Source organism: Peptostreptococcus porci (genome assembly GCF_009695815.1).
GTDB lineage: Bacteria > Bacillota > Clostridia > Peptostreptococcales > Peptostreptococcaceae > Peptostreptococcus > Peptostreptococcus porci.
On record NZ_VUNE01000003.1, the window covers coordinates 139,524 to 164,714 of the forward strand.

General features: G+C 32.2%; 18 protein-coding genes, 1 pseudogene, 1 CRISPR repeat array and 1 other annotated feature. Of the genes and pseudogenes, 4 read left to right on the forward strand and 15 right to left on the reverse strand.

The features are described 5' to 3' along the window. Positions 1 to 6: 6 nt before the first annotated feature. From FYJ71_RS06365 to FYJ71_RS06400, 8 genes are all read right to left on the reverse strand, one after another. Positions 7 to 672 (reverse strand): amino acid ABC transporter permease, encoded by a 666-nt coding sequence (locus FYJ71_RS06365; RefSeq protein WP_154537965.1) that lies wholly within the window; start codon positions 670 to 672, stop codon positions 7 to 9. 176 nt (positions 673 to 848) lie between these two features. Further along, the gene (locus FYJ71_RS06370; RefSeq protein ID WP_154537966.1) at positions 849 to 1,697 is read right to left on the reverse strand and encodes a transporter substrate-binding domain-containing protein; all 849 of its coding nucleotides are present in this window, start codon (positions 1,695 to 1,697) and stop codon (positions 849 to 851) included. A gap of 174 nt (positions 1,698 to 1,871) precedes the next feature. Continuing rightward, positions 1,872 to 2,076 (reverse strand) — a binding site (T-box leader). 68 nt (positions 2,077 to 2,144) lie between these two features. Next, complete coding sequence (locus FYJ71_RS06375; RefSeq protein ID WP_235899093.1) at positions 2,145 to 4,034, reverse strand: ATP-dependent helicase; 1,890 nt, start codon at positions 4,032 to 4,034, stop codon at positions 2,145 to 2,147. A gap of 62 nt (positions 4,035 to 4,096) precedes the next feature. Next, positions 4,097 to 5,686, reverse strand: a complete 1,590-nt coding sequence (locus tag FYJ71_RS06380) for a ClC family H(+)/Cl(-) exchange transporter (protein ID WP_154537967.1) — start codon at positions 5,684 to 5,686, stop codon at positions 4,097 to 4,099. A 20-nt stretch (positions 5,687 to 5,706) separates the two neighbouring features. Next, on the reverse strand, positions 5,707 to 6,561 hold the full coding sequence (locus tag FYJ71_RS06385) for a bifunctional 5,10-methylenetetrahydrofolate dehydrogenase/5,10-methenyltetrahydrofolate cyclohydrolase (RefSeq protein ID WP_154537968.1): 855 nt from the start codon (positions 6,559 to 6,561) through the stop codon (positions 5,707 to 5,709). A gap of 82 nt (positions 6,562 to 6,643) precedes the next feature. Next, a complete protein-coding gene (locus FYJ71_RS06390; protein WP_154537969.1) occupies positions 6,644 to 7,282 on the reverse strand; it encodes a cyclodeaminase/cyclohydrolase family protein in 639 nt (212 codons plus the stop codon). 222 nt (positions 7,283 to 7,504) lie between these two features. Next, positions 7,505 to 8,779, reverse strand: coding sequence for a YeeE/YedE family protein (locus tag FYJ71_RS06395; RefSeq protein WP_154537970.1), 1,275 nt, complete (start codon positions 8,777 to 8,779; stop codon positions 7,505 to 7,507). 166 nt (positions 8,780 to 8,945) lie between these two features. Beyond that, positions 8,946 to 10,637: an FAD-dependent oxidoreductase gene (locus FYJ71_RS06400; RefSeq protein ID WP_154537971.1), complete on the reverse strand. Its 1,692-nt coding sequence runs from the start codon at positions 10,635 to 10,637 to the stop codon at positions 8,946 to 8,948. 391 nt (positions 10,638 to 11,028) lie between these two features. On the opposite strand from FYJ71_RS06400, the pseudogene FYJ71_RS10185 reads away from it, so the two are divergent. Then, positions 11,029 to 11,178 (forward strand): annotated as a pseudogene (locus FYJ71_RS10185) (ISL3 family transposase); the annotation flags it as partial. 130 nt (positions 11,179 to 11,308) lie between these two features. After that, positions 11,309 to 11,872: a CRISPR direct-repeat array (repeat unit 36 nt; unit sequence GTTTAAGTACCATATAAAATTACACCACTCTCAAAC). Between the two features lie 64 nt (positions 11,873 to 11,936). Here the strand turns inward: FYJ71_RS10185 and csn2 are convergent. The 6 genes from csn2 to FYJ71_RS06435 form a co-directional block, all read right to left on the reverse strand. After that, positions 11,937 to 12,608, reverse strand: coding sequence for a type II-A CRISPR-associated protein Csn2 (gene csn2 / locus FYJ71_RS06410; RefSeq protein WP_154537972.1), 672 nt, complete (start codon positions 12,606 to 12,608; stop codon positions 11,937 to 11,939). Then, positions 12,605 to 12,925, reverse strand: a complete 321-nt coding sequence (gene cas2, locus FYJ71_RS06415; RefSeq protein WP_235899094.1) for a CRISPR-associated endonuclease Cas2 — start codon at positions 12,923 to 12,925, stop codon at positions 12,605 to 12,607. Before cas2 ends, csn2 begins: the two co-directional genes overlap by 4 nt. After that, complete coding sequence (cas1, locus tag FYJ71_RS06420) at positions 12,915 to 13,796, reverse strand: type II CRISPR-associated endonuclease Cas1 (protein WP_154537973.1); 882 nt, start codon at positions 13,794 to 13,796, stop codon at positions 12,915 to 12,917. Before cas1 ends, cas2 begins: the two co-directional genes overlap by 11 nt. 2 nt (positions 13,797 to 13,798) lie before the next feature. Beyond that, complete coding sequence (gene cas9, locus FYJ71_RS06425; RefSeq protein WP_154537974.1) at positions 13,799 to 17,929, reverse strand: type II CRISPR RNA-guided endonuclease Cas9; 4,131 nt, start codon at positions 17,927 to 17,929, stop codon at positions 13,799 to 13,801. 319 nt (positions 17,930 to 18,248) lie between these two features. Beyond that, positions 18,249 to 19,475, reverse strand: coding sequence for a sensor histidine kinase (locus tag FYJ71_RS06430; RefSeq protein ID WP_154537975.1), 1,227 nt, complete (start codon positions 19,473 to 19,475; stop codon positions 18,249 to 18,251). Next, a complete protein-coding gene (locus FYJ71_RS06435) occupies positions 19,468 to 20,145 on the reverse strand; it encodes a response regulator transcription factor (protein ID WP_154537976.1) in 678 nt (225 codons plus the stop codon). The genes FYJ71_RS06430 and FYJ71_RS06435 overlap by 8 nt, the downstream gene beginning before the upstream one ends. A gap of 472 nt (positions 20,146 to 20,617) precedes the next feature. Here FYJ71_RS06435 and FYJ71_RS06440 point away from each other — a divergent pair, with 472 nt between their 5' ends. The 3 genes from FYJ71_RS06440 (at position 20,618) to FYJ71_RS06450 (ending at position 24,152) form a co-directional block, all read left to right on the forward strand. Continuing rightward, the gene (locus tag FYJ71_RS06440) at positions 20,618 to 21,340 is read left to right on the forward strand and encodes a polyphosphate polymerase domain-containing protein (protein ID WP_154537977.1); all 723 of its coding nucleotides are present in this window, start codon (positions 20,618 to 20,620) and stop codon (positions 21,338 to 21,340) included. Then, entirely contained in the window at positions 21,333 to 22,010 is a 678-nt protein-coding gene (locus tag FYJ71_RS06445) for a DUF4956 domain-containing protein (protein ID WP_154537978.1), read from the forward strand. The genes FYJ71_RS06440 and FYJ71_RS06445 overlap by 8 nt, the downstream gene beginning before the upstream one ends. Before the next feature lie 93 nt (positions 22,011 to 22,103). Then, complete coding sequence (locus FYJ71_RS06450) at positions 22,104 to 24,152, forward strand: carbohydrate-binding domain-containing protein (protein WP_154537979.1); 2,049 nt, start codon at positions 22,104 to 22,106, stop codon at positions 24,150 to 24,152. Between the two features lie 152 nt (positions 24,153 to 24,304). On the opposite strand, the gene FYJ71_RS06455 is transcribed toward FYJ71_RS06450, so the two are convergent. Continuing rightward, the gene (locus tag FYJ71_RS06455) at positions 24,305 to 25,162 is read right to left on the reverse strand and encodes a PrsW family glutamic-type intramembrane protease (protein WP_154537980.1); all 858 of its coding nucleotides are present in this window, start codon (positions 25,160 to 25,162) and stop codon (positions 24,305 to 24,307) included. Positions 25,163 to 25,191: the final 29 nt, after the last annotated feature.

A 25,191-nucleotide genomic window follows, 5' to 3' on the forward strand; every position in this document is an offset into this window, starting at 1 on the left:
ACCTCCCTATTTAGCTGCCATTTTCTTTTCAAGAAGAGCAACCAATCTTGAAAGAACAAATGTAAGTACAAAGTAAATCAAAGCGGCTAACAAGTATGGTCCAAATGATTTAAATGTAGTGTTCTTTACAGCTCCAGCAACAAACATTATGTCCATAATACCCACTGTAGAAACAATTGCAGTTTCTTTTACAAGTGACACGAATTCGTTCGCTAATGCTGGTAATATGTTTTTGATAGCCTGTGGAACAATAACATATCTCATTGATTGCCAATAGTTCATACCTAAGGAACGACTTGCTTCCATTTGCCCTTTGTTTACTGACTCTATTCCTGACCTCAGTATCTCTGCTATATATGCACCTGAATTAAGAGTCAATGCTATTGCACCGGCTGTAAATTCTGGACCAAGCCCCAAGAAATCTGGATATTTGATATCCAACAAAGTCGGCAAACCAAAGTATATAATTGACAACTGAACCATCAAAGGTGTATCTCTAATTACCTCTATATAAATATTTGAAATAACCTTGAAAATTTTAAAATTTGAAATCTTTGCTATACAAGCGATTAGTCCTAGAACAAATCCAAAACATAACGCAACGATCGATAGCAATATCGTAACCTTCGTACCTTTTATAAACAGGTCCGAATAATCTAATAAATAGCCCATAATCTAACTCCTTAAAAAAATCCTTATCTTCTTTTGTTTCTATTTTTATTTGTGTTTTTATTTTATTTCTATGTTTATTTTATTTCTATACTTATTTTTATTTCTATGTTTGTTTACATATATTACATTATTAGCATAATTAGTATAATTAGTATAATTAGCTTAAATTAAGCTAATTATTTCTTTTCTTTTGATACTTGGTCAACAGCATTAGCTAATATCTTGTCATATTCTCCACTATCTTTTAGAGTCTTAATTTCTTCATTCAATGCAGCTAGTAGCTCTTTATTGTCGCCTTTCTTTACTGCTACTGCCATCAACTCTTCATCTCCACCACTAGTTAATGCCAAGTTTTCAACAACCTTTACACCATCATATTTTCCTGCATTTATGCTGGCAACTTTATCATTCAATACAACTGCATCTATATTTCCATTCTTCAAGTCCATTACTAGGTCTGGAACTGATGTCAAAGCCTTGTAATCAGTAAGCTTTAATTGGTCCTTAACATATATTTCCTGAGTAGATCCCTTTTGAACGCCTATCTTCATCTTCTTCAAATCGTCTTCTGATTTAACTTTTCCAGCGTCGCTTTCTTTCACTATTACACCATTTTTTCCAGTGAAGTAAATATCTGTGAAATCTACTGATTTCTTACGAGTTTCATCAGGTGTCATACCTGTAATTACTAAATCTACAACATCAGATTGCAGTGCTGGTAATAGTGAGTCAAAATCCATTGATTTGATTTCAAGCTTTACTCCCAATTTATCAGCAAATTTTTGTGCCAATTCTATATCAGCTCCAACTATCTTGCTCTTTCCATCTTCTGAAATAATAAATTCAAAAGGAGGATAATCTGGTGAAGTACCAACAATTAGCTTTCCATCCTTCTTAATCTGTTCAATCTTAGTTGCTCCAGCTGATGAAGCTTTTTCTTCCTTTTTACTTCCACAGCCTGCCATACCTACTGCCAATACAGCTACTAATCCCAATGCCATTAATTTCTTTAATCCCTTTTTCATCTCTCTAACTCCTTATCAAAATACCTTAAAAATTTTTTAAAAAATAAACCTTAATTTATAAAAAAAGTCCCTTGGCCATAATGACCAAGAGACGAATATACCGCGTTACCACTCTTGTTGACAGCTACGCAATAAGAATACCAATGTACAAAAAAATCCCTCAGTCATAAATGACCAAGAGACGAATATACCGCGTTACCACTCTTATTGACAGATAGACTGCCCTCTCAACCCCTTAAGGCGGGAAACCTATTAGAATACTAAATTTCTTCCAATAATCTCCAGAGCTCTTTTCACAAATACTTCCAATATTGGGCTCACACCATATCCCAACTCGCTGAAAATTCCGTAAAGCTACTTTCTCTATCACTGATTTTCTAAACTATTTAGCTATGAACTATATTATACTCACCGAATAAACTATTGTCAATATATTTTTTTATTTTTTTAAAATTCTTTTTCTATGCCTTTTATAAATCTTGATTTTTCAGCTTTTTTATTATATTTTTTTGCTGGAATACTAATTGTCAAATTATCCTTTGCCCTAGTTACTCCCACATAGAACAATCTTCTTTCCTCTTCTTCATGATTTTCATCTATATTTTCATCCTCAGAATTAATATAAGGAACTATTCCATCAATAACTCCAGCAATAAAAACATTTTTAAACTCAAGACCTTTGGCGCTATGCATGGTAGTCAACACAACACCTTCATCTAGCAAATCGTCCAAAGAGCTTTTTTTCTGTTGGCTATTTTTCCTTTTAAGCTCTTCTCTTACATTATCAATATGCTTAAAAAAATCAAAGCTAGATCTAAAGCTTTTAGATGAGCTTTCAAACTCATCTAAAATATCCACAATACCTTTTGCTTTTATCTTCCTCTCGTGACAGTATTCAAGTATGTATCTGTCATAGTCCAAGGTTGTTCTAATATATGAAATAGCATACTCTGGTGCCAATGATCGAATATACAACAAATCTTCATATAAATCTCTTAAATCTCTTTTTTGAAACTCCTTTATATCTGTATTATTCAATAAAGATTCAAAAAAATCCACACTTTTCACTGCTTTATCCACTGCTTTTTTTGAAATATACCTGAAAGGCTTATTAATAATCCTTGCCCACTCCTCATTTGTAGCTATATTCATAGCAATTCTCAGATATGCAATCAAATCCAAGCTTACCCAATGATCAAAAATACTTTTTGCTGAATCTTTTAATACAAATGGTATTCGATTATTCATAAACGAGTCAACAAGCGCTCTTGACTGCCTGTTTGTCCTATATATAACGGCAAAATCAGAATATTCATTTTCATCTTTTTCCACAGCCTTTTTTATTTCTTCAGCTATAATATTTGCTTCCTCTTCAATATCTTTTGGATAAATATAGCAGATATTTCCCTTCGTCGCCCTATATGGAAATACTCTTTTTTCGTATCTATTTTTGTTGTTTTTTATCAATTTCTGTGACAGTTCTACAATATTTCTATTGGATCTGTAATTTTTTTCTAGAATAACAGTTTTCGCTCCATCGAAATACTTTGAAAAATCTAACATAAAATCCGGTCTTGCACCTCTAAACCCATAGATACTTTGATCCTCATCGCCAACTACAAAGACATTGTTTAAAGGCTTGGCAATCAATTTAATTACTTCAAATTGGACTTTATTGACATCTTGAAACTCATCAATTAGGATATATTTGTAAACACTTCTCACTATTTCTAAAATATCTTGATTTTCCAGCAATAGTTTATATGTCATAATAAGCATATCATCAAAATCGATTTTTTTGACGCTATTTTTACCTCTCTCATAAAGGTCAAAAATCTGTGAAAAAACCTCTGCTTCAAAGGATTCACAATTATATGACATCGGCTCAATCATCTCATTTTTTACATAGGAAATATCTGACAATATCGCAGCTATATCGTCGTCACTGATATTTGAAATTTTAAGCTGTCTCAAGACAATTTTCATCAATTTATATCTGTCATTTTCTGAAATAATATCCTCGAGATTAACTCCACTATATCTTCTCAATATCCTAAAAAATGAAGAATGAAATGTCCCAAAATTAACCTTTTTCACTCTATCATCTCTTGCAAAATCGAGTGTTTTTTTCCTGATATCGTCCGATGAAGCCTTTGTAAAGCTAATAGCCAAAATTCTGGTAGGAGGGATATCATGGTTTTTTATCATATTATAAATTCTATGTGCTATTACCCTTGTTTTTCCAGATCCCGGTCCTGCAAGAACCAGGCAAGGTCCGTCAATATGTTCAACGGCAATACGTTGATTTCGATTTAATGTATTCAATATGTTAGACAACCCAATCCCTCCTTTCCATTTTTTTATATAAATATATTTATTTCGCAGGGAAAATAATTCTACTACGCACCTATTGTAAGCCCATTCAAATAATCCAACATTTTCGGATAGTCTGATTGATTCACCATAACAGTCAGCATATCACCCTCCAATATCATAGTCTTTCCTCTTGGCAAAATTTCAGTATCACCTCTGTATACAGATACCACCAAGCAATTTTGTGGCCAATCAATTTCGGATATATACTTGCCCTCAACTTTGCTTCCCATATGTACAGCAAATTCCATCAGAGTTTTTTTATCATTTTCTATAATCTCGGTATCCTTTCCCTTTGATGACAAAATGTCCTTTAACAATAGATCATACACAGGCTCAACTCCAAGTAAATCTGATGTGATCAAGGCAGAGAAAACTACCAAAGCGAGTGACAGCAGATGCTCAAATGAACCAGTCATCTCAAAAATAAGTATTATTCCAGTGATTGGAGCCTTAACAATGGCAGCGAAATGCCCAGCCATAGCCAACACAGCAAAATTAATAATAAATTCCCTAGGTATTCCTAAAAACTTTACACAAAAAATTCCAAATATACTACCTATCATTGCACCCAATGCCAACAATGGAAAGAAAATTCCTCCTGGCACTCCAGATCCAAAGGATATAAATGTAAACAAGTATTTGATAACTAAAAAGGCAAGCAATGCCATAATACTATAATCAACAACACTCAGCTTCGTAATTATCTCATGGCCACCACCAATTAACTGTGGAACTGTCATTCCCAAAATTCCAGAAAAAATAAATGGTATCATTATTTTTAGCTCTAATATTATAGGCAATTTTTTATAAAAATGTTTTGTAATAAGTAACCCATGATTAAATATGTAAGCACTCAAGCCCACCAAAACACCTAATATTATCAGTGTCCAATAATATTTTATGGGAATAATCTTTAAGACAGAAAACCTTAGAGATGGATTCATACCAAGAATGGATTTACTAACCATATCCGCAGTTACTGCTGAAATCATTGCAGATGTCAAAACGACAGGCGAAAAATTTTTATGAACCTCTTCCAATGCAAACATAACACCTGCCAAGGGTGCATTAAATGCTGCAGCCAAGCCGGCAGAAGCACCACTTGTTATCAGATATTTTTGTTCGCTATCAAGTCTATTCGCATTTTTTGAAACACCTTCACCAACTGCTGCACCCATCTGAATTGATGGACCCTCTCTACCAACTGACAATCCAGCAGCCAATGAAATTATCCCACCAATAAATTTATAGAATAACACCTTTTTCCAATTAACCTTAATTCTTCTGGTAATAATGCCTTCTACTTGAGGAATACCAGAGCCTGAAATATTAGGCTCTTGCTTTACGCAAAAAGCCACGAATAATGACGCAATGATAAGGCACAGAAAGACCACTGCAATATTGAGTGGTTTTCCTGACGTTTTTCCATATAATCCATTTACAATTTCAAATAACTTTTCACCCAAAATCCTGTATGCAACAATCACAAGACCACTGAGTATACCGATTAAGAAAGAGTAAAAAATCATATTATATTTTAGAGATTTCGTGGATTCGAGAATATCACCTACACTCTGCTCCTCACGATTTTTTCTTGCACGTCTAATAAACATAAAATCACCTCTAAAAAGAATTATAATGTATTTTTAAACGCTTTTAATACCTGGCTTGCCAATATTGAAGTCGTTACTGCTCCAACGCCACCCGGAACAGGAGTTATTCCTCCAGATTGCTCTAAAACCTCGTCATAGTCGACATCACCCATCATATTTCCGTCTTCATCAAAATTGATACCAACATCAATAACGATCGCACCTTCTCTGACAAATTCTTTTTTCACAAAACGACCAGCACCAATACAAGAAATCAATATGTCAGACTTACTGCATATTTCGCTCAAATTTTTGGATTTTGAATGACATATGGTTACTGTTGCATTCCTATTTGTCAGCATTATCGAAAGAGGTTTTCCAACTACCATCGATCTTCCTATTACTACAACATTCTTTCCTTCAACATCAATTCCATAAAAATCGAGAATTTCTACTACACCCATCGGCGTACAAGGAACAAATCCATCTTTTTCCCCAGAAAACAACTTCGCTAGGTTAATGGGAGAAAAGCAATCCACATCTTTTTCAGGAGAAATAATATTTTTTATAACGTCTTCGTCTAATCCCTTTGGCAACGGTCTAAAACACAAAATCGCCGTTACTGAAGTGTCGCCATTAAGTTTTTCCAACGAATCTATATATTCATCCATCGAACACTTTTCATCCAGCTCAACCACAACAGCGTCTATACCACACTTTTTGCATCTATTTGAAGCCGCTCTCTGATAAGAAAGATCATCTTCCCTATTCCCAACTCTAACCATTGCAAGAGTCGGCCTCTTGCCAGTATTCCCAAAAATATCCTCAATTTCAGATATTATTTTTTCCGTCAATTTATCTGCTACAGGCTTACCCTTTAACACTTTATTTTCCAATAAATATCCCCCCTTAAATAATAAAAATATTTATTTAAATCTAAATATACAATTCTAAAACCGTCTTATATCTCTGTTTTTGTTAGATAAGTTTTTCCACAACTGATTGATATATCCTATCACAGCTATCACATATTTTTTTCTCCAAAGACTCTAACTCAAGCTTATATTCATTTACAAAACTTTCATCATCTATATACTTTATATTAATTAAAATATTTAATTTTGCACTAAGCACTGATGCCTTTAACATCATAACACCAACCCCAACATCACTTATTAGCATATTTGAGCCTTTCACCAAAAGTTCTTCATGAAGCTTCAATATTTCATTTGAAATCTGTAATGTTTTTAATGGAACTGATGCTGCAACCTTCAGGCAATCTTGAATAGTATGCTGCTTTAGTTTCTTTTCTTCTTCTGTATCACTTGGCAATTTATACGCATTTGAAAGTGGTAAATATGCTTCGACATCCTCATCTACCAAATCCAAAGAAATCTTTTCATACTCCTTTGCTTTTTCAATAATTACATTGACATCCTCATCATATTGTTGATATTTCTTCTTTCCTACTGTAAAATTTCCGACCATAGATGCAAGAGCGGATGACAACGAAGAACAATATGCTGCAACACTTCCCCCACCTGGCATGGTCTTCTTCGCAGCAACCTCATTTGAAAACTCTTCAAGAGAAAATTCTACATACCTTCTATTTTCCATACAATACCCCCTTCACAAATTTTCGCATGAAAATAACATGCATACTCACAAAAAATTTCGTCACTATTTATTATATGTGAACAGACAGATTTTAACAATATATAGACCGAAAAAATGTACATGATACAAATCACAAAAAACTCGCCCATTCAAATTCCAAGAAATGAATTAGGCGAGCGATAATTTATATTGTGTCAAATAACAGAAATCTGCTTTAATACATTATACATTTAATTTTCTTGCGACTTTGTTTCCAAGTATTCCACCTGCTACTAGCACTATCAAGAATATCCATCCCGAAAGTGAGAAATTTGCTATAGGTGTATAAAGTGCACCAACATTACAACCGTTAGAAAGTCTTGTTCCAAATCCCATACACAGACCACCTAATGCATAAAAAGCACCCGATTTTACACTAATTTTCCAGTCAGTCGAAACAGTCTGAGAAAATAATTTTGCAGTAAACAAATAAACCAAAGCGCCCAGAAAAATTCCCACATTTTGTACTGTTACTGGATGCTCAAAGAAAGGCAAGCTGTACGGACCCGCAGGCATTTTTGTAAAAGCTGAGATTGCATCTGCAGAAACGCCAAATTTCATCAAAGCCTTACCAAACCAAATACCATAAGGAGTACTCGCTCCCCAGCCTGCTTTTGTAACACCCATTAGCAATACGAAAATACCAGCTATTATGAAAGCACCAGTCTTTAAACTCCATGGCTTAATAAAGAATTTGTAATAAAAATCGGTCTTTAGTGCTTCCTTACTCAAACTTTCTGTAATTGCCTTCTGTTCTTCGTTATCCTGCATCACTTCACTAAGATAACCGTAGTAAGTTTTGTTGTTTTTTCTCTTATTTTCATATGCATTTGCAATAAAAATTACAATCAAGCAAAAAATACCGGTCAAAACAATTGCACCAAGATATCCCTGCATTCCGTCAAATTTAAACAAATCAGGTAAATAAACACCCTTTGTTCCTATTTTTGCTCCTGTTTCAGTAGTAAACCAAGATTCGGTTATCCAACTCTTTGTATTTTGAATTGGAAATCCGATAAACACACCAAAACAGAAGAATATTAACGTAATCAAAGCTCTTGGAAGAGAGCTTGCCAAATCGGTTAACACTCCAGATGCACAGCAAGCCGAAAAAGTCATTCCGAACCCAAACAAAATTCCACCTAATAGTAAGCCTGTATTTATCGGATTTACCCATAAATCAAACTTACTCGCATCAGCATTGAACAGCACAGCCGTTGAAAATAATGATGTAATAAAAAACATAAACATCAATGTTTTCATTAATTTAGTTGATCCAGTATTATAAGCTCTATTCACGCTACCCGCAAAACCAAGATACCCTCTTGATAAAGTGTAACCTAAGCCAACACCTATCAACAATCTAAAAAATAGCATATCACTCATCAAATAATACTTTCCAAACAGAAGTATCAAGATAATTAGTAAGCCGCCTATATATCCTTCAAATTTTTTCATATATAACTCCTAAAATAATTTTTTATAAACTTCACACAATTTCTTCTCATTATTTTTTTATAGACCTCATGTAATTTCCTACAAATAAATCTCAATTTGTTTCATGTAATTTCTTTTTTAAGTATTTTTAATTAATTTCATCGAAATTACTTCCAACAATTATCTATTAATTAAAATTATATTCAGTTACAATTTTATCTCTTGATGTAGTTTGATCTAAGAAATATTCATTAAACGATATTCCCAGAAATGAACCTGAGATATTTATCAAATTCCTATATCCCAATCCTTGCAAAGCAGAAATAACATTATAGCTTCTCTGCGATGACCTACAATGCAAATATACCGGTATATCTTTTGGAATTTCATCCAATCTATCCCTAAATTCGGACATTGGAATATTTATCGCATTTACAAGATGACCACTTTCAAATTCTCCTTTTTCTCTAACATCAATGATAAACGCATTATCTTCGACCAATCTTCTGACTTGCGAAACTGGAACCTGTTTGAAGTCGGCGTGCAATACATTTAATGCAACTAAGGCAGCATGGTTTACTACATCTTTTGCAGTCGAATAATAAGGAGAATAACATAATTCTAGTTCTTTCAAATCTTCAAGAGTACCATTCATAGATATCAATGTAGCTATGACATCAATTCTCTTATCAGCTGCACCCCTTCCTATTGCCTGTGCTCCTAATATTTTTCCAGTTGGAACCTCAAACAATAGTTTGAAAAATAAAGGCTTAGAATTTGGCATTAATCCAACCTTGTCGTTTGGAATAATATAGACAAAATCATAATTAATTCCATATTTTTTACAATCTTTTTCATTAAGACCTGTATTTGCAATATTGTAATTAAATAAATGTATACAGCTTGACCCTATTACACCTTTATTGTTATGATATTTTCCAAACATATGATCAGCCGCTGCCCTCGCCTGTCTTTGTGCAGGACCAGCAAGTGAAAGTCTGGTCTTATCACCAGTCAACTTACTTGTGACCTCAACTACATCACCAACAGCGTAAATATCTGGATAATTGGTTTGATAGTTATGATTAACTAAAATTGCACCAGTTTTTCCAATTTCGATACCACAATCTCTTGCCAGAGAAGTCTCAGGTTGAACACCTATTGCCATTACGACAACATCTGCCTCAACAGATTTGCCGGATTCCAAAATAACAGTAGATGCCTCAATTGAAACGACTTTTTCCTCAAGATACATCTTCACTCCATTATCAAGCAATTCCTTGTGAGCAATCTGTGCCATATCATAATCTAGTGGTTGCATAACTTGATTAGTTCCCTCAATCAAGGAAACTGATTTTCCCGCCTCAACTAAATTCTCACAAATTTCCAATCCAATAAATCCACCACCGACAACTGCGATATTATCGACATTTTTTTCAACGATATACGACTGCAAATTATTGATATCCACAACATTCTTAACCACAAATACATTCGCATTATTTACACCAGTTATAGACTGTGGTCTAATTGCAGATGCACCTGGTGCCAAAGCCAACTTATCATAGGACTCTTCATATAATTTCCCAGTTATCAAATTTTTTATTTCGACGATTTTGCCATCTGGTCTGATTTTTACCACCTCGTGATTAACTCTAGCTTCAATATTATATTTGGTTGAAAATTCAACTGGGTCCATCAGCACCAAATCATCACTTCGTTCAACTATTCCACTAAGATGAAACGGTAAACAGCAGTTAGAAAAAGAAACATGAGGTCCCCTTTCAATAATAATAACTTCGGATTTTTCATCAATGCGGCGTACTCTAGCAGCAACACTTGCACCACCAGCCACACCACCAATAACTAAAACTTTCATATATTGCCCCTTTCTTTTAATATATCTTAGTATATACCCAAATACCATTAAATTACTATAGTAAAAAAATAGTGGAGTATCATTTTTTTCATTTTGATACGCCACTTTAAAAATTCTGTTGTATAATATTTAGCGTTTATGGTAAAAATTTTCAAATTCATTGAAAGATGAATTCAGAAACAATCAGCGCTATTTTTTTCAAAAAAATTGAAAACATGTCAAATCCGTTGTACAATAAAGTCGACAAAAACAATAGTAAAGGGGATTCAACATGTTTTAAAGTAATAGTATATCAAATATTTTAGGAATTGGCGATAAAAATTTAGTATTAACTGGAGAATAAATTTTCGAAACAATAAAAAGTGTAAAATATTGTGTATTAAATGCCATTTTGACATATGAACCATCACACTGTCCACATTGCAATTCTAATAAAGAAGGACATAACATTGTAAAAAATGGTAGCCAAATGGTCAAAATCGTTTTTAATAGAGCTGGAAATAATCCAATACTGTTAAGAGTAAAAAAACAGAGATTCTATTGTAAATCGTGTAAAAAAACATTTATGGCAAAAACATCTTTGACTAATAAGGGTTGTTTCATCAGTAATGATGTAAAACGTTCAATAATTGGTGATCTTTGTGAATTCAACTCTAACGATTGGATAAGAAGTTTAAGTACCATATAAAATTACACCACTCTCAAACTTCATAAGCTACTTTACTCCAATCATATAAGTTTAAGTACCATATAAAATTACACCACTCTCAAACATGGTATTTAATCAAAGTTGGAGTGCCAATGTTTAAGTACCATATAAAATTACACCACTCTCAAACATAACTGTAAGAACTTAAAGAAGAATTATAGTTTAAGTACCATATAAAATTACACCACTCTCAAACATTTAGCAGTTAAATCGTCAATCTGTTCAGGTTTAAGTACCATATAAAATTACACCACTCTCAAACATTAAGGATATAGTAACTCTTGATACTCCTGTTTAAGTACCATATAAAATTACACCACTCTCAAACTTGTTATCACCCATAACAACAACTTTAACAGTTTAAGTACCATATAAAATTACACCACTCTCAAACCTTGTAGCCAATTCATTTATTCGTGATTCTGTTTAAGTACCATATAAAATTACACCACTCTCAAACAATTTAGCTTCTGCAGTTTGTGCATTAATCGTTTAAGTACCATATAAAATTACACCACTCTCAAACCTCAAAATTTTCATAGCTGAGATCAAGAGCACAACTACCACAATTGCTGTATAATTTTATATGACTAGATTTCACACAAATCTATATCTATAATATATCTAACAATGTGACTACTGTCAATAGGAAAACAGTCTCTTATTTCACTTTCTATGTCTAAAATATAATACTCCTTTTTTATCATTTCTTCACAAAAAAGTTCAAATTCACTTTCAGTAAAAAAAATTGATAAATTAAAAAAAACAAAAACATCAACAGACAAGTAATTGCTACAAAATTCAATATAATTTAATAATGTATCTAATACATCATCAGTTTTTTCAAATTCTATATCAACAAGTTTCAACAAATCTTCAAAAAAAATGTCCTTCTTTCTATAAATAGGTGTCTCAAAATCGAATATTGCCACATCTATTGAATTCTCCAAATTATCAATTAAATGCTTAATCTCATCATAATTATCTTTTACTTCATTAGAAATTATTGAAATCAACTTATTTTTTATTTTTTTTGAGTTTATATCAATATTGAAAATATCAGAAATCGCCACCATTCGTTTAGACATATCTAAAATTTTATCATTATTTGACAAACAAAAACTGCCTTCGTTACCTTCAATCTGATCAATTAAATTATAAATGAATTTTCTATAATAACTTTTATTTTCAATTGTTAATAGTTGAAAGTATCCTTTTTCAAAATCTATTATCATTTCAAGATTTGAATTCACAAGTTTCATATTACTACAACCCTTTCTTCTGAGTTTATTATTTCCTCATTTGTTTCTCCAAGAACCAACTCCATTTTTGAAAATTGTTTTTCTGTAATAGCAATCATCTGAATTAGTCCTGTTTTTGGTTTATTTTTTCTTACAGCATTCATTATATAAGTTGAAGCATTTTGATTTAGAGCCAGTTTGCAATAAACTGACTCTTGTAACATCATAAAACCATTTTTTATTAAATATTTTCTGAAATTTCTATATTCCCTTTTTTCCTCTGAAGTTACAGAGGGTAAATCAAACATTACAATAACTCTCATAAACCTATAACTCATATCTCCAAAATTTCAACCTCGATATATCATTTTCATTTAATGCATCGAAAACACTTCTACAATACACATTTATTGCATTCGAAAAATACATATTTTGATTATCAATCAATATGCTTCGTTCAAAAATTCTATTTAACAATTCTTTTTTTTCCTCGCTATCAAATTTTTTAACATCCATTTCAAGCACAATTCTATCAATAAATATTCTAAAAGGTTCCATTAAATCGCAGGAAAGATTAAATTGATTAAACATATTATCATGAAATAATCCAAATTGTGTCATGTACCCCATGGATACTATCTCTCTATTTATTGACGAAAGTAATATAGCATATCCATAATTCAATGCCGAATTAATATGAGAACTTGAATCTGATCTTGAAAATTCACTTCCAAAAATCAAATTAAAATATACTTTTGCCGCATGACCTTCTCGATTTGTCACATCAAAATGTTCTAATTCATCACAATATTTCTCTAGCAAAATATAATCTTCCACTCCATTTTCTTTAAGCAACTTAGACTGATTATTAATTTTTTCTCTTACTATTTCTGTCCAAACTAGCTCTTTAGTATGCTTTGTCCACGATAATTGATTTCTATATTTCATACTTGTATCGTGAGAGCCATAGTACCCAATCAACTCTGATGATGGATTTCTTTTTTCATCACAGAAAATAACTTTAATTTTTCTAGAAATCAACTCATTAATGAGTACAGCCGTTATAGATACGGCTGTTGACTCAATAATGAGCATATAAATTTCATCCAAAAAAATCTTCTTTGTGTCTTCAATATTTCTTACAACAAGATAATTCATTTTGTAATCTAGTTTTGACCTTTTACTAACTACAACTGTTCTCCAACTCATAACTATTTTATTATTTCTATATTATTTTCAAATAGTCCAGTAACTGACTGGTTAATAATTGTAAAACTATTCAAGTTGCTTATGTCCAAGGAAAGAGTAGATCTACTGGATGTTACGAGTGGTTTAAGGTTACGAGTGGTTTTTTTATCCGTTAAGGAGTTTAACATTTCAAGTAACAGTTTCGATTGCTCTACAATTGTTAGATTACTAAATTTTTCTAATACACTGGAAGAATCGAAATCGTAGTATTTGTTATTTTTTTTCTTTAAAAACATCTGTGTACCCATTTTTTCTACTATAGTTTTATACATTTTAATATTTTCGTCTTTTGAAATACCGTAATATACCGCACTATCATCATCTATTTCATTTATATTGCATGCCTTTACAAGTTTCTTTAAATATGCTAGCTTATCTAAACCAAAAATCACTTGTACTGCACTATCTATCCATGCACTATTGTTTGTTTTTCCTCCTAAATAGTAATTAAATTCATCAACTTTTATTAAAGACCCAATATAAAGCTTATCAAATAGAATTTTAAATTTACCTATTGTTTTATCATTTTTTTTGAAATTATTTTCATATACATATTTTTCTAACATATTTCTATTTTTTATCGATTTTGCGATAAAAATTGGTATAGGAACTAATCTCGTTTCGATTTTTCCATTATCTTCTAACTCATACCTAACTATTGAAAAATATGAATTTTTTATATTTGTAAATCCACCATACTTTTTAACATCTTTTAATCTCTCATCACCCATCTTTATTGGAAAATATGATTCTGGTTTCGCTTCAGATTTTTTGTATAGTGTTGCGTTATAAAGTGCGCCTTTCTGCTCCTTAACCATCCTTGTTACCCTAACATCGTTACATCTCATCATCTTTTCTACAGTTTTTATTGATTTTGATTTATCCCAAATAACTTTTTCACCATTTTTTAAATCCTGATAAAATAATTTGGCTAAATTATACTTTCTCCCATCTTTTTTGGAAATAAAATTCATAGGATTTTTAGTAAATTTCTCATCATACACATTTCCTACAACTATGTTTAAATATGCATCCTTTGCATGATGATGATCATTTATTTCTCTAACCTTAACGAATGGATTTTCTTTTTCTTCTTTGAATTTATTGCTGATCTCTTTGCCTTTTTTCTTCTTATTATTTTCCTTATTTGGATCGCTCTCATTCCTAAAATCGCTCACATTTTCAGCTTTCACATAAACAATACTTGATTCACGATAAATTCTACCCATTATTTCAGCAGCTGCTTTTGCTGATTGTGATGTTTCTACTATTTGCCTTGCTATAAATCCAGAAAGTTCTTCGTCAGTAAAATCCTCCGTTCTGGTCAATTTTTCAAATTTTCTATCACTAATAAGCCCACATTCGTGTAATGATTTCCAAAACATTAGTTTGTTTTTTCTTACATCAGAAGAAAGCAATTTATCTTCTTTTATTTGATTGCAACTCAAATGAACTAATACTAAATTATCAAAACTATCATCCTTCGTTTTACTTCTAGGATAAATGTGATCTATCTGATAGTCATTTGTAAATAATTTTTCCAAGACTATCTCTTCATCGCAGTACATACATTTTCCCAATTGTGTAAAGTATAAATAAAGCTTCTTTCTTCTAAGATCTGAATCATTATATGACTCAAGTTCATTTATTAATTTTTGATCAATATCTTTTACTGCCTTATATGATAGCTTCAATTTCGCTTTTCTAGACTCTGTTCTCTTACCCTTTTCACCATGTTTTCTTGTCGTCTCAATGAATATTTTCTTTGGTTGACAACCCATAATTTTAACAATTTCCTCTGTTATTTTTATCGATTGCCATAGACTTCTTTTTACAGCAGGAGAAACATATAGATCATCAATAATAGAATACTCAATCTTTTCTATTTCAGATACTGTACTATTATTTATTTCATTTATTTTTTCCATAAAGTCGTATCTATTACTCAATAGTTGCATCAGATTTTCAGGAAAACTTCTCATTGCTTCTATAATATTCATATGTTCCCCTGTTTCGACATTTATTAGTTTATCACTAAATATCATTGACAAGAATTTTGAAGAAAAATTCCCCCAGTCTTTATATTTTAAATTTGTGATTTTCCTAATCTGTTCTTTTGTCAATCTGTCGCCATATATCTTTTTAATTTTTGATTCAAGTATCTTGCTAGAGTCGCCAAAAATAGTTATCCATCTAATCAAATCTTCAACCATCATATAATTGAAATCATTACCAAGTATGTCCATCATTTCTCTGTGAGACTTCAAATCTGACTTTATTTCAAAATCCATACCTGTTATTTCACATTTACCATCGCAATACCCTTGCATTTTTAGAAATTCAGATATTTTATTCTTGGTAATTTTTCCGTGCTTCTTTAAAAAAACATTTTCAATCATATCTTGTTTTATATTTGTCGGCAATACCTTTCCATCACATTTCAGATTGTTCAATTCATTCAACAAACAAAATTCCGAGTACAATAGAGACTGCTTTGGCAAAACATCTTCGTTTCTTAAGTATGTGCATTTATTAGTCAGGTTTTCAATAAATTTTTCTGAACTTGCCTCAATATCTATTACTTTATCAAAATTCCATGGAGTAACTTTTTCATTCGAATTTCTAACAACCCAAACATTACTTCTATTATTTCCATTTCCTTTGCTATGAAAATCGTTTATAGGTCCGACATAATAGGGAATTCTAAATGTCATTAGCTTCATAATCATTTCAAAAACGCTCAAGCCATCTATTGTTTTATTTAAAAAATCATGGTGTTTCGAAGCTTTTTCAAGAATTTTTCTCAATTCGTTCGCATGAATTTGATACGGAATAGTACCATTTTCCTTCACTCTTTGGAGAGGTAAAAAGTCTAGGAGTTCAATATCATTCAAAACTTGTTCCTTTTCGGCAGAATCCCCAATTTTTTTCAACTGATCCTTTAGATATTTGTAAAAATCCTCTCTATTAGTACCTTTTCCATTTTCATTGTTTTTTATGTAAGAGGCATAACTAGGACGTTCCTTGTATTTTTTGTCATCCGAAGTTTTACTTTCCTTGAAAATCGAATCGTACACAGACTTATTACTTTTTGTTATTTTCTTTAATAGCCTTAAATCATTTTTGTGTTTATTATATGCATCTATTTTTGCTTGTGATAAGCTTTTCCCCTCTGGTTTAATTTTCATAAGTATTAGAGAGTCATACAATTTTTTTGCCAAATCTATATATTCTATCCTGTCCCCCAATACTTCTTCAAATCTATCTCTTACTTCATCATAGTCTTTTGAACTAAAACAAATTTTCTTTACATCATTGTCGAGTTTCTGTAAATCTTCATCGTTGAACATATTTTTTAACTGACCCGTTCCTCCAATTGCGACTTTTAGAAATTCCAACAAACACTTATTTTTTTTACAAATCGCCTTTATTTTGCTGGTTTTATCGGTAATTGTCATTTTATTTTCTTTGATTATTTCCAAAATACTATCAACTTCACTATCTGATAGCATCCCTTCTTCTAAATAATTATTTAAATTAAGTTTTTTAATTAAATCCCCCAATAATATCCCAATTGAGTCACCATTATCTGATATCTCTCCTTTTAGCAAGAAATGACCTCTGTATTTTACGATATGGTGAGCCGCCAGAAAAATTTCTCTGATATCATGTTCACTGTCATCTGTCATCAAAGCTTCTCTCAAGTGATATATGGTTGGATATTTTTCGAAAAATTCTTTGTCACCAAAAGTAATATCATCGAATAGTACGTTTAACGTTTCTATCCTTTTATCTGAAACATGATACTTACTTTCTTTTAATCTCAAAAAGAAAGCTTTATCTATTTTAGAAATCTCTTCTGAAAATAGTATTTCTAATAATTCTAATCTGTTTTTTCTTCTTTCTAGTCGCCTTCTGTTTGATCTATATACTCTTCGTTCTTTAGCAGTTTGACCTTCTTCAAAAAGTCTAACTCCCCACATCCTTTTGCCCCTAAACTTGAGTACTTTGTAGCTTTCATCTGTTACTGCCCATCCTACTGAATTAGTTCCAATGTCCAATCCTAAAAAATAATCCTTAGTATTAACACTCATAAAAATAAATCCTCCTCAAAAATATTGACAATAACTAACAATTGTTATATAATGTAGTTAATAATTTTGTAAGACCATATAAAATTATACCACGAGTTCAAATAAAAATTTATTCAAATCGCCAGAGATGGCCACCCGTTGTAGGGTTTTTGCTTGATAAACATCAAGCTTTTTTTATTTGTTTTCTATATTGATTTACAAAAAATAACATTAATACAACAAATTGTTTCATTCTTTCTAACTCTATTATATGTTTTTTTCAAGCCTTTTCAATGATAAAATACGGTACCAAGCTTTCGCCCAATACCGCAATTTCACCTTATATCACCACCCTAAAAGTAGTTCCTTCTTCTATATTACTACAAACATCTATTTTCCCATTATGAGCCTTTACTATACTGTTGGCAATAGATAATCCAAGCCCATATCCACCCTCTTTTCGAACTCTGGATTTTTCCGATCTATAAAATCTATCAAATAATTTTTCTATATCTTCTTTCGGTATCACATTACCCTTGTTATTTACTTCCAATATACTTCTACCCTTGTCATACTTTAGACTAACCTTAATATCTGTTTTTTCATCTGAGTATTTACAAGCATTGTCAAGCAAAATATTGACTAGCTGCTTTAGCTGTGATGAATTTCCAGTAACTATTACATCATCTTCTATTTTATCTTTAAATTCTACATTTTTTTCAAATGCTATTGATTCCATGGTCAATATACTTTCCATAGTTAACTCACTCAAATTTACCTCTTCTTCTACTGTCGGTAACTGATATGAATCATATTTTGCCAGAAATAGCATTTGTTCAATTAGTTCTTTCATTCTCATTGCTTCAAAATTACTATTCCTAATCCACTTCAATTGTGATTTATCAATTAAATTCGAATTTGACTCTAAAATACTAAGATTTGTCAATATTACAGTTAGTGGTGTTTTCAACTCGTGCGATGCATCCCCCAAAAACTGCTTTTCATTAGCCCATGCCTTTTCAACTGGCTTTAGTGCCACTCCGGCTAGATAAACACTCATCACCCAGAAGACAGCAAGTGCAAATATTTCAACTATTAACAGATTTCTCATCAAAATAAATAGCGATTCTCTATTGTGTATTTGATCTGCAAAAACAATTCTCATGCTTCCATCATTATTTATATGCCTTAAATATAATAAGTTCAGTTTCGATAGACTACCTCTGACATTTTCACTTTTTGTCACCGCTTCTACCGCTGTCTTAATAGTGTCTTCAGTAATATTGACATAGTCTGTAGTCGTAGAAACAATATTACCATCAGAGTCCAAATCCACAAAGAAAATCGGTGCAAATTGAAAATCTCTTCTCTCTTCTTTTTCATCTATCTTAGGTTTTTGGAATGCTCCATTCATTTTCCCCATTACGACCCTATCCATCGATCTATAGCTATCGTTCGTCAATCTACTATAGTGAATAACAGAGGTTGCAATAAATACTGCAACTAAAACAACCGTGATCAACGACATTGTTATCATAATAAATTTTCTTTTTAATTGCTTAATCATTAGAGTACTCCAATCTATATCCGACCTTTCTAACAGTTCCAATATTTACCTTAGATTTAACAAAAAACAATTTTTTTCTTAAAAATGATATGTATACCTCTACATTATTATCCTCAGCATCAGAATCATATCCCCAAACCTTTGTTATTAGCATTTCCTTCGAAATTATTAAAGCCGGATTTGAAAGCATCAATTTCATTATCTCGAACTCTTTATGAGATAGGTGTACAGATTTGACGCCACATTGTAGAGTGTATGTGGATAGATTTAATTTTATGTCCTCGTACTCCAATTCTTCAAATATAACCTCACCTTGTCTTCTAGTTAACGCTCTAAGCCTCGCCAATAATTCCTCTGACACAAAAGGTTTTGTCATATAGTCATCTGCTCCAAAATCCAAACCTGTCACCTTATCAACTATCTCATCTTTCGCAGTCAACATAATCACTGGAGTCGCAATCTTATTTTTTCTAAGATTTCTCACGACATCAAATCCATTAATTTTTGGAAGCATCACATCGAGAATGATCGCATCATAAATACCTGACATAGCATAGTCAAGACCATCTTCGCCATCATTTGCAATATCAACTTCATACTTTTCGTTCTCGAGGATCTGACCAATTGCTTCAGACAATCTTATCTCATCTTCTACCACTAATATTCTCATAATAACTACCTTCTTCCTATTTTAATATGATTACTATCTCTTAAAATTTATTTTATATTATTTTGCCTTATTAATTCTTTCATTTTGTTATTCATTCAAATATTTATTCCACTAAGTATATATTTTCTTACATTAAATATATATGATGTATTTTGTAATTACAAGCTTAAAATATTCTGAAATAGAATTTTAAGATTCGTTTCAGTGAACAAAACTATACTGTACTCAAGTTAAAACAAAACAGCTAATAAACCAAACATAAATATCAGTTGGAAGGATTCTTAAATATTCATAAGAATACCCAAAAAATACCTTAAAGAACATAATCCTTTTCAATACTTTTTAAGAATCCTTTCAATTTCTGATATAAAACAAATAGTAAACTTTTGTTATTAACAAAAAACCTAATGTTATTAACAATAATTAATAAATAGAAATCAAATATAAATAAAAATTTTACGGAGGTAGAACCATGAAAAAATCAATCAATACTTTTAAAAGATATGAGAAGAAATATATTATCGACACCAATCAGTATGACAAGCTAATGATGCTGTTCAAAAATCAAATGCAGTTCGATGAATATTCTGAATCGCAAATTAATAATATATACTATGATACTCATGATTTCAAAATGATTAGAGCATCAATCGAAAAGCCAGTGTATAAAGAAAAAATTAGATTGAGGAGCTATGGAACGCCTGAAGCATACGATGATGTTTTCCTAGAAATCAAGAAAAAGCATGATGGTATCGTATACAAAAGAAGACTACAAATGCCTTACAGCACTGCAAAAGTCTGTATGATGAAAAATAAGTGTATGGATAATACCCAGATTGGAAAAGAAATTCAATGGTCACTTGATTACTATAAGCCTGAACCAAAGGTATTTATTGGATATCACAGATTGGCTATGAAGGGAATTGAAGACGAGAATCTAAGAATAACACTTGACAACAATCTACTTTTCAGAGATTATGATCTCTCACTTTCTAGTGGTTCTTACGGACAGTATTTGTTGGAAAAAGGTCAATACATAATGGAAATAAAAACGATAGGTGGGATGCCACTTTGGTTATCAAAAGTGCTTGATGAGCTAAAGATAATGCCTTCTTCCTTTTCAAAGTACGGTGTCGCATACAAGACGATGCTTAGAAGATTTTTATTAGAAGAGGGGGTAGTAAACCATGATTAATGAAATATTAACAACGTCGATTGTAAGTAATGGAATAACTGCTCAGAATTTCTTAATTTGCTCAATTGTGTCAATCGCACTAGGAATAATTTCTACATTTATCTATATGTATAAAAACTCTTATTCAAAAAATTTCGTTGTTACTTTGGCGCTACTACCAGCTATAGTACAAGGAGTTATACTACTGGTAAATGGAAACCTAGGAACAGGGGTTGCAGTGATGGGAGCCTTTAGCTTGGTAAGATTTAGATCAATACCAGGTGGGGCCAGAGAAATAGGAAGTATATTCCTGTCTATGGCAATAGGCTTGGCTGCTGGTATGGGATACATTGCAATAGCCGCACTTTTCGTGTTGATAATTGGAATTGCAAATCTAATACTTTTATCTAGCAATTTTGCTGATCAAAAAAACTCAGAAAAAGATTTGAAAATAATAATACCTGAAAGTCTTGATTATACAGAAGTTTTCGATGATATTTTTGAAAAGTATACTACAAAATCAGATTTAATAACAGCAAAAACAACGAATATGGGAAGCCTATATGAGCTTTACTATCAAATCAAACTAAAAAATGTAAAGGATGAAAAGAAATTTATTGATGATCTTCGTTGCAGAAACGGAAATCTAAACATCATGTGTGGAAGATTAAAGAAAAAAGAAGAGCTTTAGCTCAAAAACGACTTAAAATATTTTTAAATATTTAAATCTATTTTCAAACACACATTGACTATATATAATACATTAATTAATTGGAGGAGAAATATGAAAAACTATAAAATAAAAAGCAAATTAGCCCTGGCTCTGATAGCCACATCGCTTATCGCATCTGGCTGTAGCAATGCTCTGACAAATTCAAGCTCAACTTCTACAACTGCCACATCAACATCATCTATAACAGATAAATACTCTGACAAAGATTTGGATCCTTCATGGGATGAAAGCACTGCCACAAAGATCACATTTTCAGGTGACTCAATCACAGTTTCTGGAGATGGTACTCAGGAAGAAAATGGGAATTTAATAATCAAATCTGGAGGAACATATGTTTTGTCAGGAACACTGGATAGTGGGCAAATAATTGTTGAAGCTTCTGACACCGATAAAGTTCAAATAGTTCTTAATAATGCTAGCATAACCAATAAAGACAGTATACCACTAAATATAAAGACTGCAGACAAGGTATTCCTTACATTGGCAGACAATACCACAAATAAAATAGTGGATAGCTCTAGCGCTGTAGTTTCAAACAGCTCAACAGATAGTTCAAATACAAGCTCTGTAAGCAATGCTTCAACCTCTACAGAAAATTCTGAAAGTGCAGAAACAAATAGTGCAAATAGCGCAGAGAATAACTCTTCAACAACAAATGAAACTGATTCACCCGATGCTGCCATTTACTCTAAGTGTGATTTGACAATCAATGGTAATGGCTCACTAACAGTCAATAGTAATAACAATGAAGGTATCAAATCAAAGGATGAATTGGTAATAACAGGTGGAAATATCAAAGTCGATTCCAAAGGCGATGCCCTAACAGGAAAAGATTCAATTGCGATAAAAGGCGGTAGTTTCGATCTTAACTCAAATAAAGACGGAATCAAGTCATCAAATTCAACAGATTCATCAAAGGGATGGATTTCTATAGACGGTGGAACATTTAAAATATCTGCCGCAAATGATGGCATTGAGGCAGAAACAATACTTGAAATAAATGATGGGGATTTCGATATCACTACCGGAGATGGTGGAGAAACTGTATCTACGCAATCACAACAAAACTCATTAGGTGGAGGGCGTCAAAATGGTATGAGACCAGATATGAATCAACAAAACGGGAATCCACAATCAAATTCGGAATTTGGCAATCGAGGGAATATGAAAAATTTTAGCACAAATGCTGAAAATTCAGATTCAAGCGAAAGCATCAAGGGATTAAAGTCAGGTACCGATCTCGTTGTCAATAGTGGTAGCATTACGATAAATGCCGAAGAAGATGCTCTTCATAGCAACAAAGACATTAATATAAACGGAGGAACTCTAAGTGTAAAAGCCGGAGATGACGGAATACATAGTGAAGATACCTTGAATATCACGAATGATGCAAAGGTAGATATTTTAAATAGCTACGAAGGAATTGAATCTAAGGTGATCAACATTAAGGGTGGAACGACTTCTGTTGTTTCTAGTGACGATGGAATAAACGGAACCTCTGGTAGCTCTGACGTTCAAGGAATAAGAGGCAGCGGAGAAAGTGCTCAAGACGGCGTATCTGTAAACATCTCAGGTGGTTCTCTGACTGTAAACGCACAAGGAGATGGTCTGGATTCAAATGCCGACATCAATATAACAGGCGGAAAAACAATTGTCTACGGACCTTCCAATGGTGGAAACGGAAGCCTTGACTACACAGGAACAGCAAAAATAACAAAGGGAACTTTTGTAGCTATTGGTACTGCGGATATGTATCAGGGATTCGACGATAGCTCTTCACAAAATACAGTGACATTTGGATTTAATTCCACACAAAGTGAGAACCAAACCTTGACATTGGTAGATTCTAATAACAATATAATCACATCTTTCAAAGCTCAAAAGTCTTATCAAGCATTATTGATAAGCTCTGACAAGCTTAAGGAAGGCGAAACATATACACTTTACAGTGGAGGAACTGTTTCAGAAAACAGCTCAAAAAATACTTCAGATAAGGATTCCTCAACTGATTCGAGTCTAAATACTAGTGGTAGTCTTTCAGGTGGAGAAAAAGTAACACAATTCACACTGTCTGAAAAAAATACAGTGGTTAATATATAGTAAAAACTCAAATTAATCAGTATAAGTTTACCATAAAAAATAGGAGGGAAACCCCCTCCTATTTTAGCTTTTTTATTAAACATATTTTTATTAATTATATCTTTTAATTAGCTTATTATTAAACAATTTTTTATATTTTTTTGAACACAATGTCAGTTTAATTTTGCAGCTTTATCAAATTCTCTCGCCGCTAGTATATTGTCATTGTCATCCAAGCGATTCACAATGGTGAATACATAATAAGCAAGATTTAAGTTAATACTTCCAAACAAAGGATTCACCCAATCTCCTTCAAGTGGAGAATTCCATATAAAATGCAGTATAACCGGTGCTAAAATTAAGCAAAGTGCTTTAAGCCTTGGTATTGCAGGCACATTTTTAATAATGGCTATAAGTCCAACACCAAATACTATCCCAAAAGCCATATGACTGCCAAGAGCATTTGACACTCTCTCGAAAGCTATTGAAAATCCACTGTTTGTTTCTCCAAAAGTAGCTTGAGAAATATACGCCCAATCCTCCAAAACCTGAAAACCGAATCCAGAGATCATGCCTGACACAAATGCTTCCTTTAATGAAATTCCTCTGCATAGTAAATATACTAAAAGTACAACTAAACCTTTTGCAATCTCTTCTGTAAATGGTGCTGTTAAAGCAGCTCCCCAACTATCAATCACAGCTCTTGGAACACTTGTTGAAAATAAAACCTGTGAAATTAGAGCGTTCCCCTCACCACCTAGATACAGCGGTATTGTAAATCCTAGTATAAAGCTTAGTAAAACAACCTTACGTGAAACATTTAATCTGTTAACCAAATAGCGTACAAAGAATGCAGTCGGCACAGCATACAATAGCACCAGACTCGAAGCAGTCAAAAACGCTGGAAACAGCGCTACGGATTTATCCTTCTCCGCAAACTGACTAAAAAAGTCACGAAAACCTATAAATACCAATGCTACAGTTATGATAACCAGCAATTTGTATCCATAATTGTCAAAAAATTTCCTCATATAAACCCCTCCAATTTTTTAAGAATATA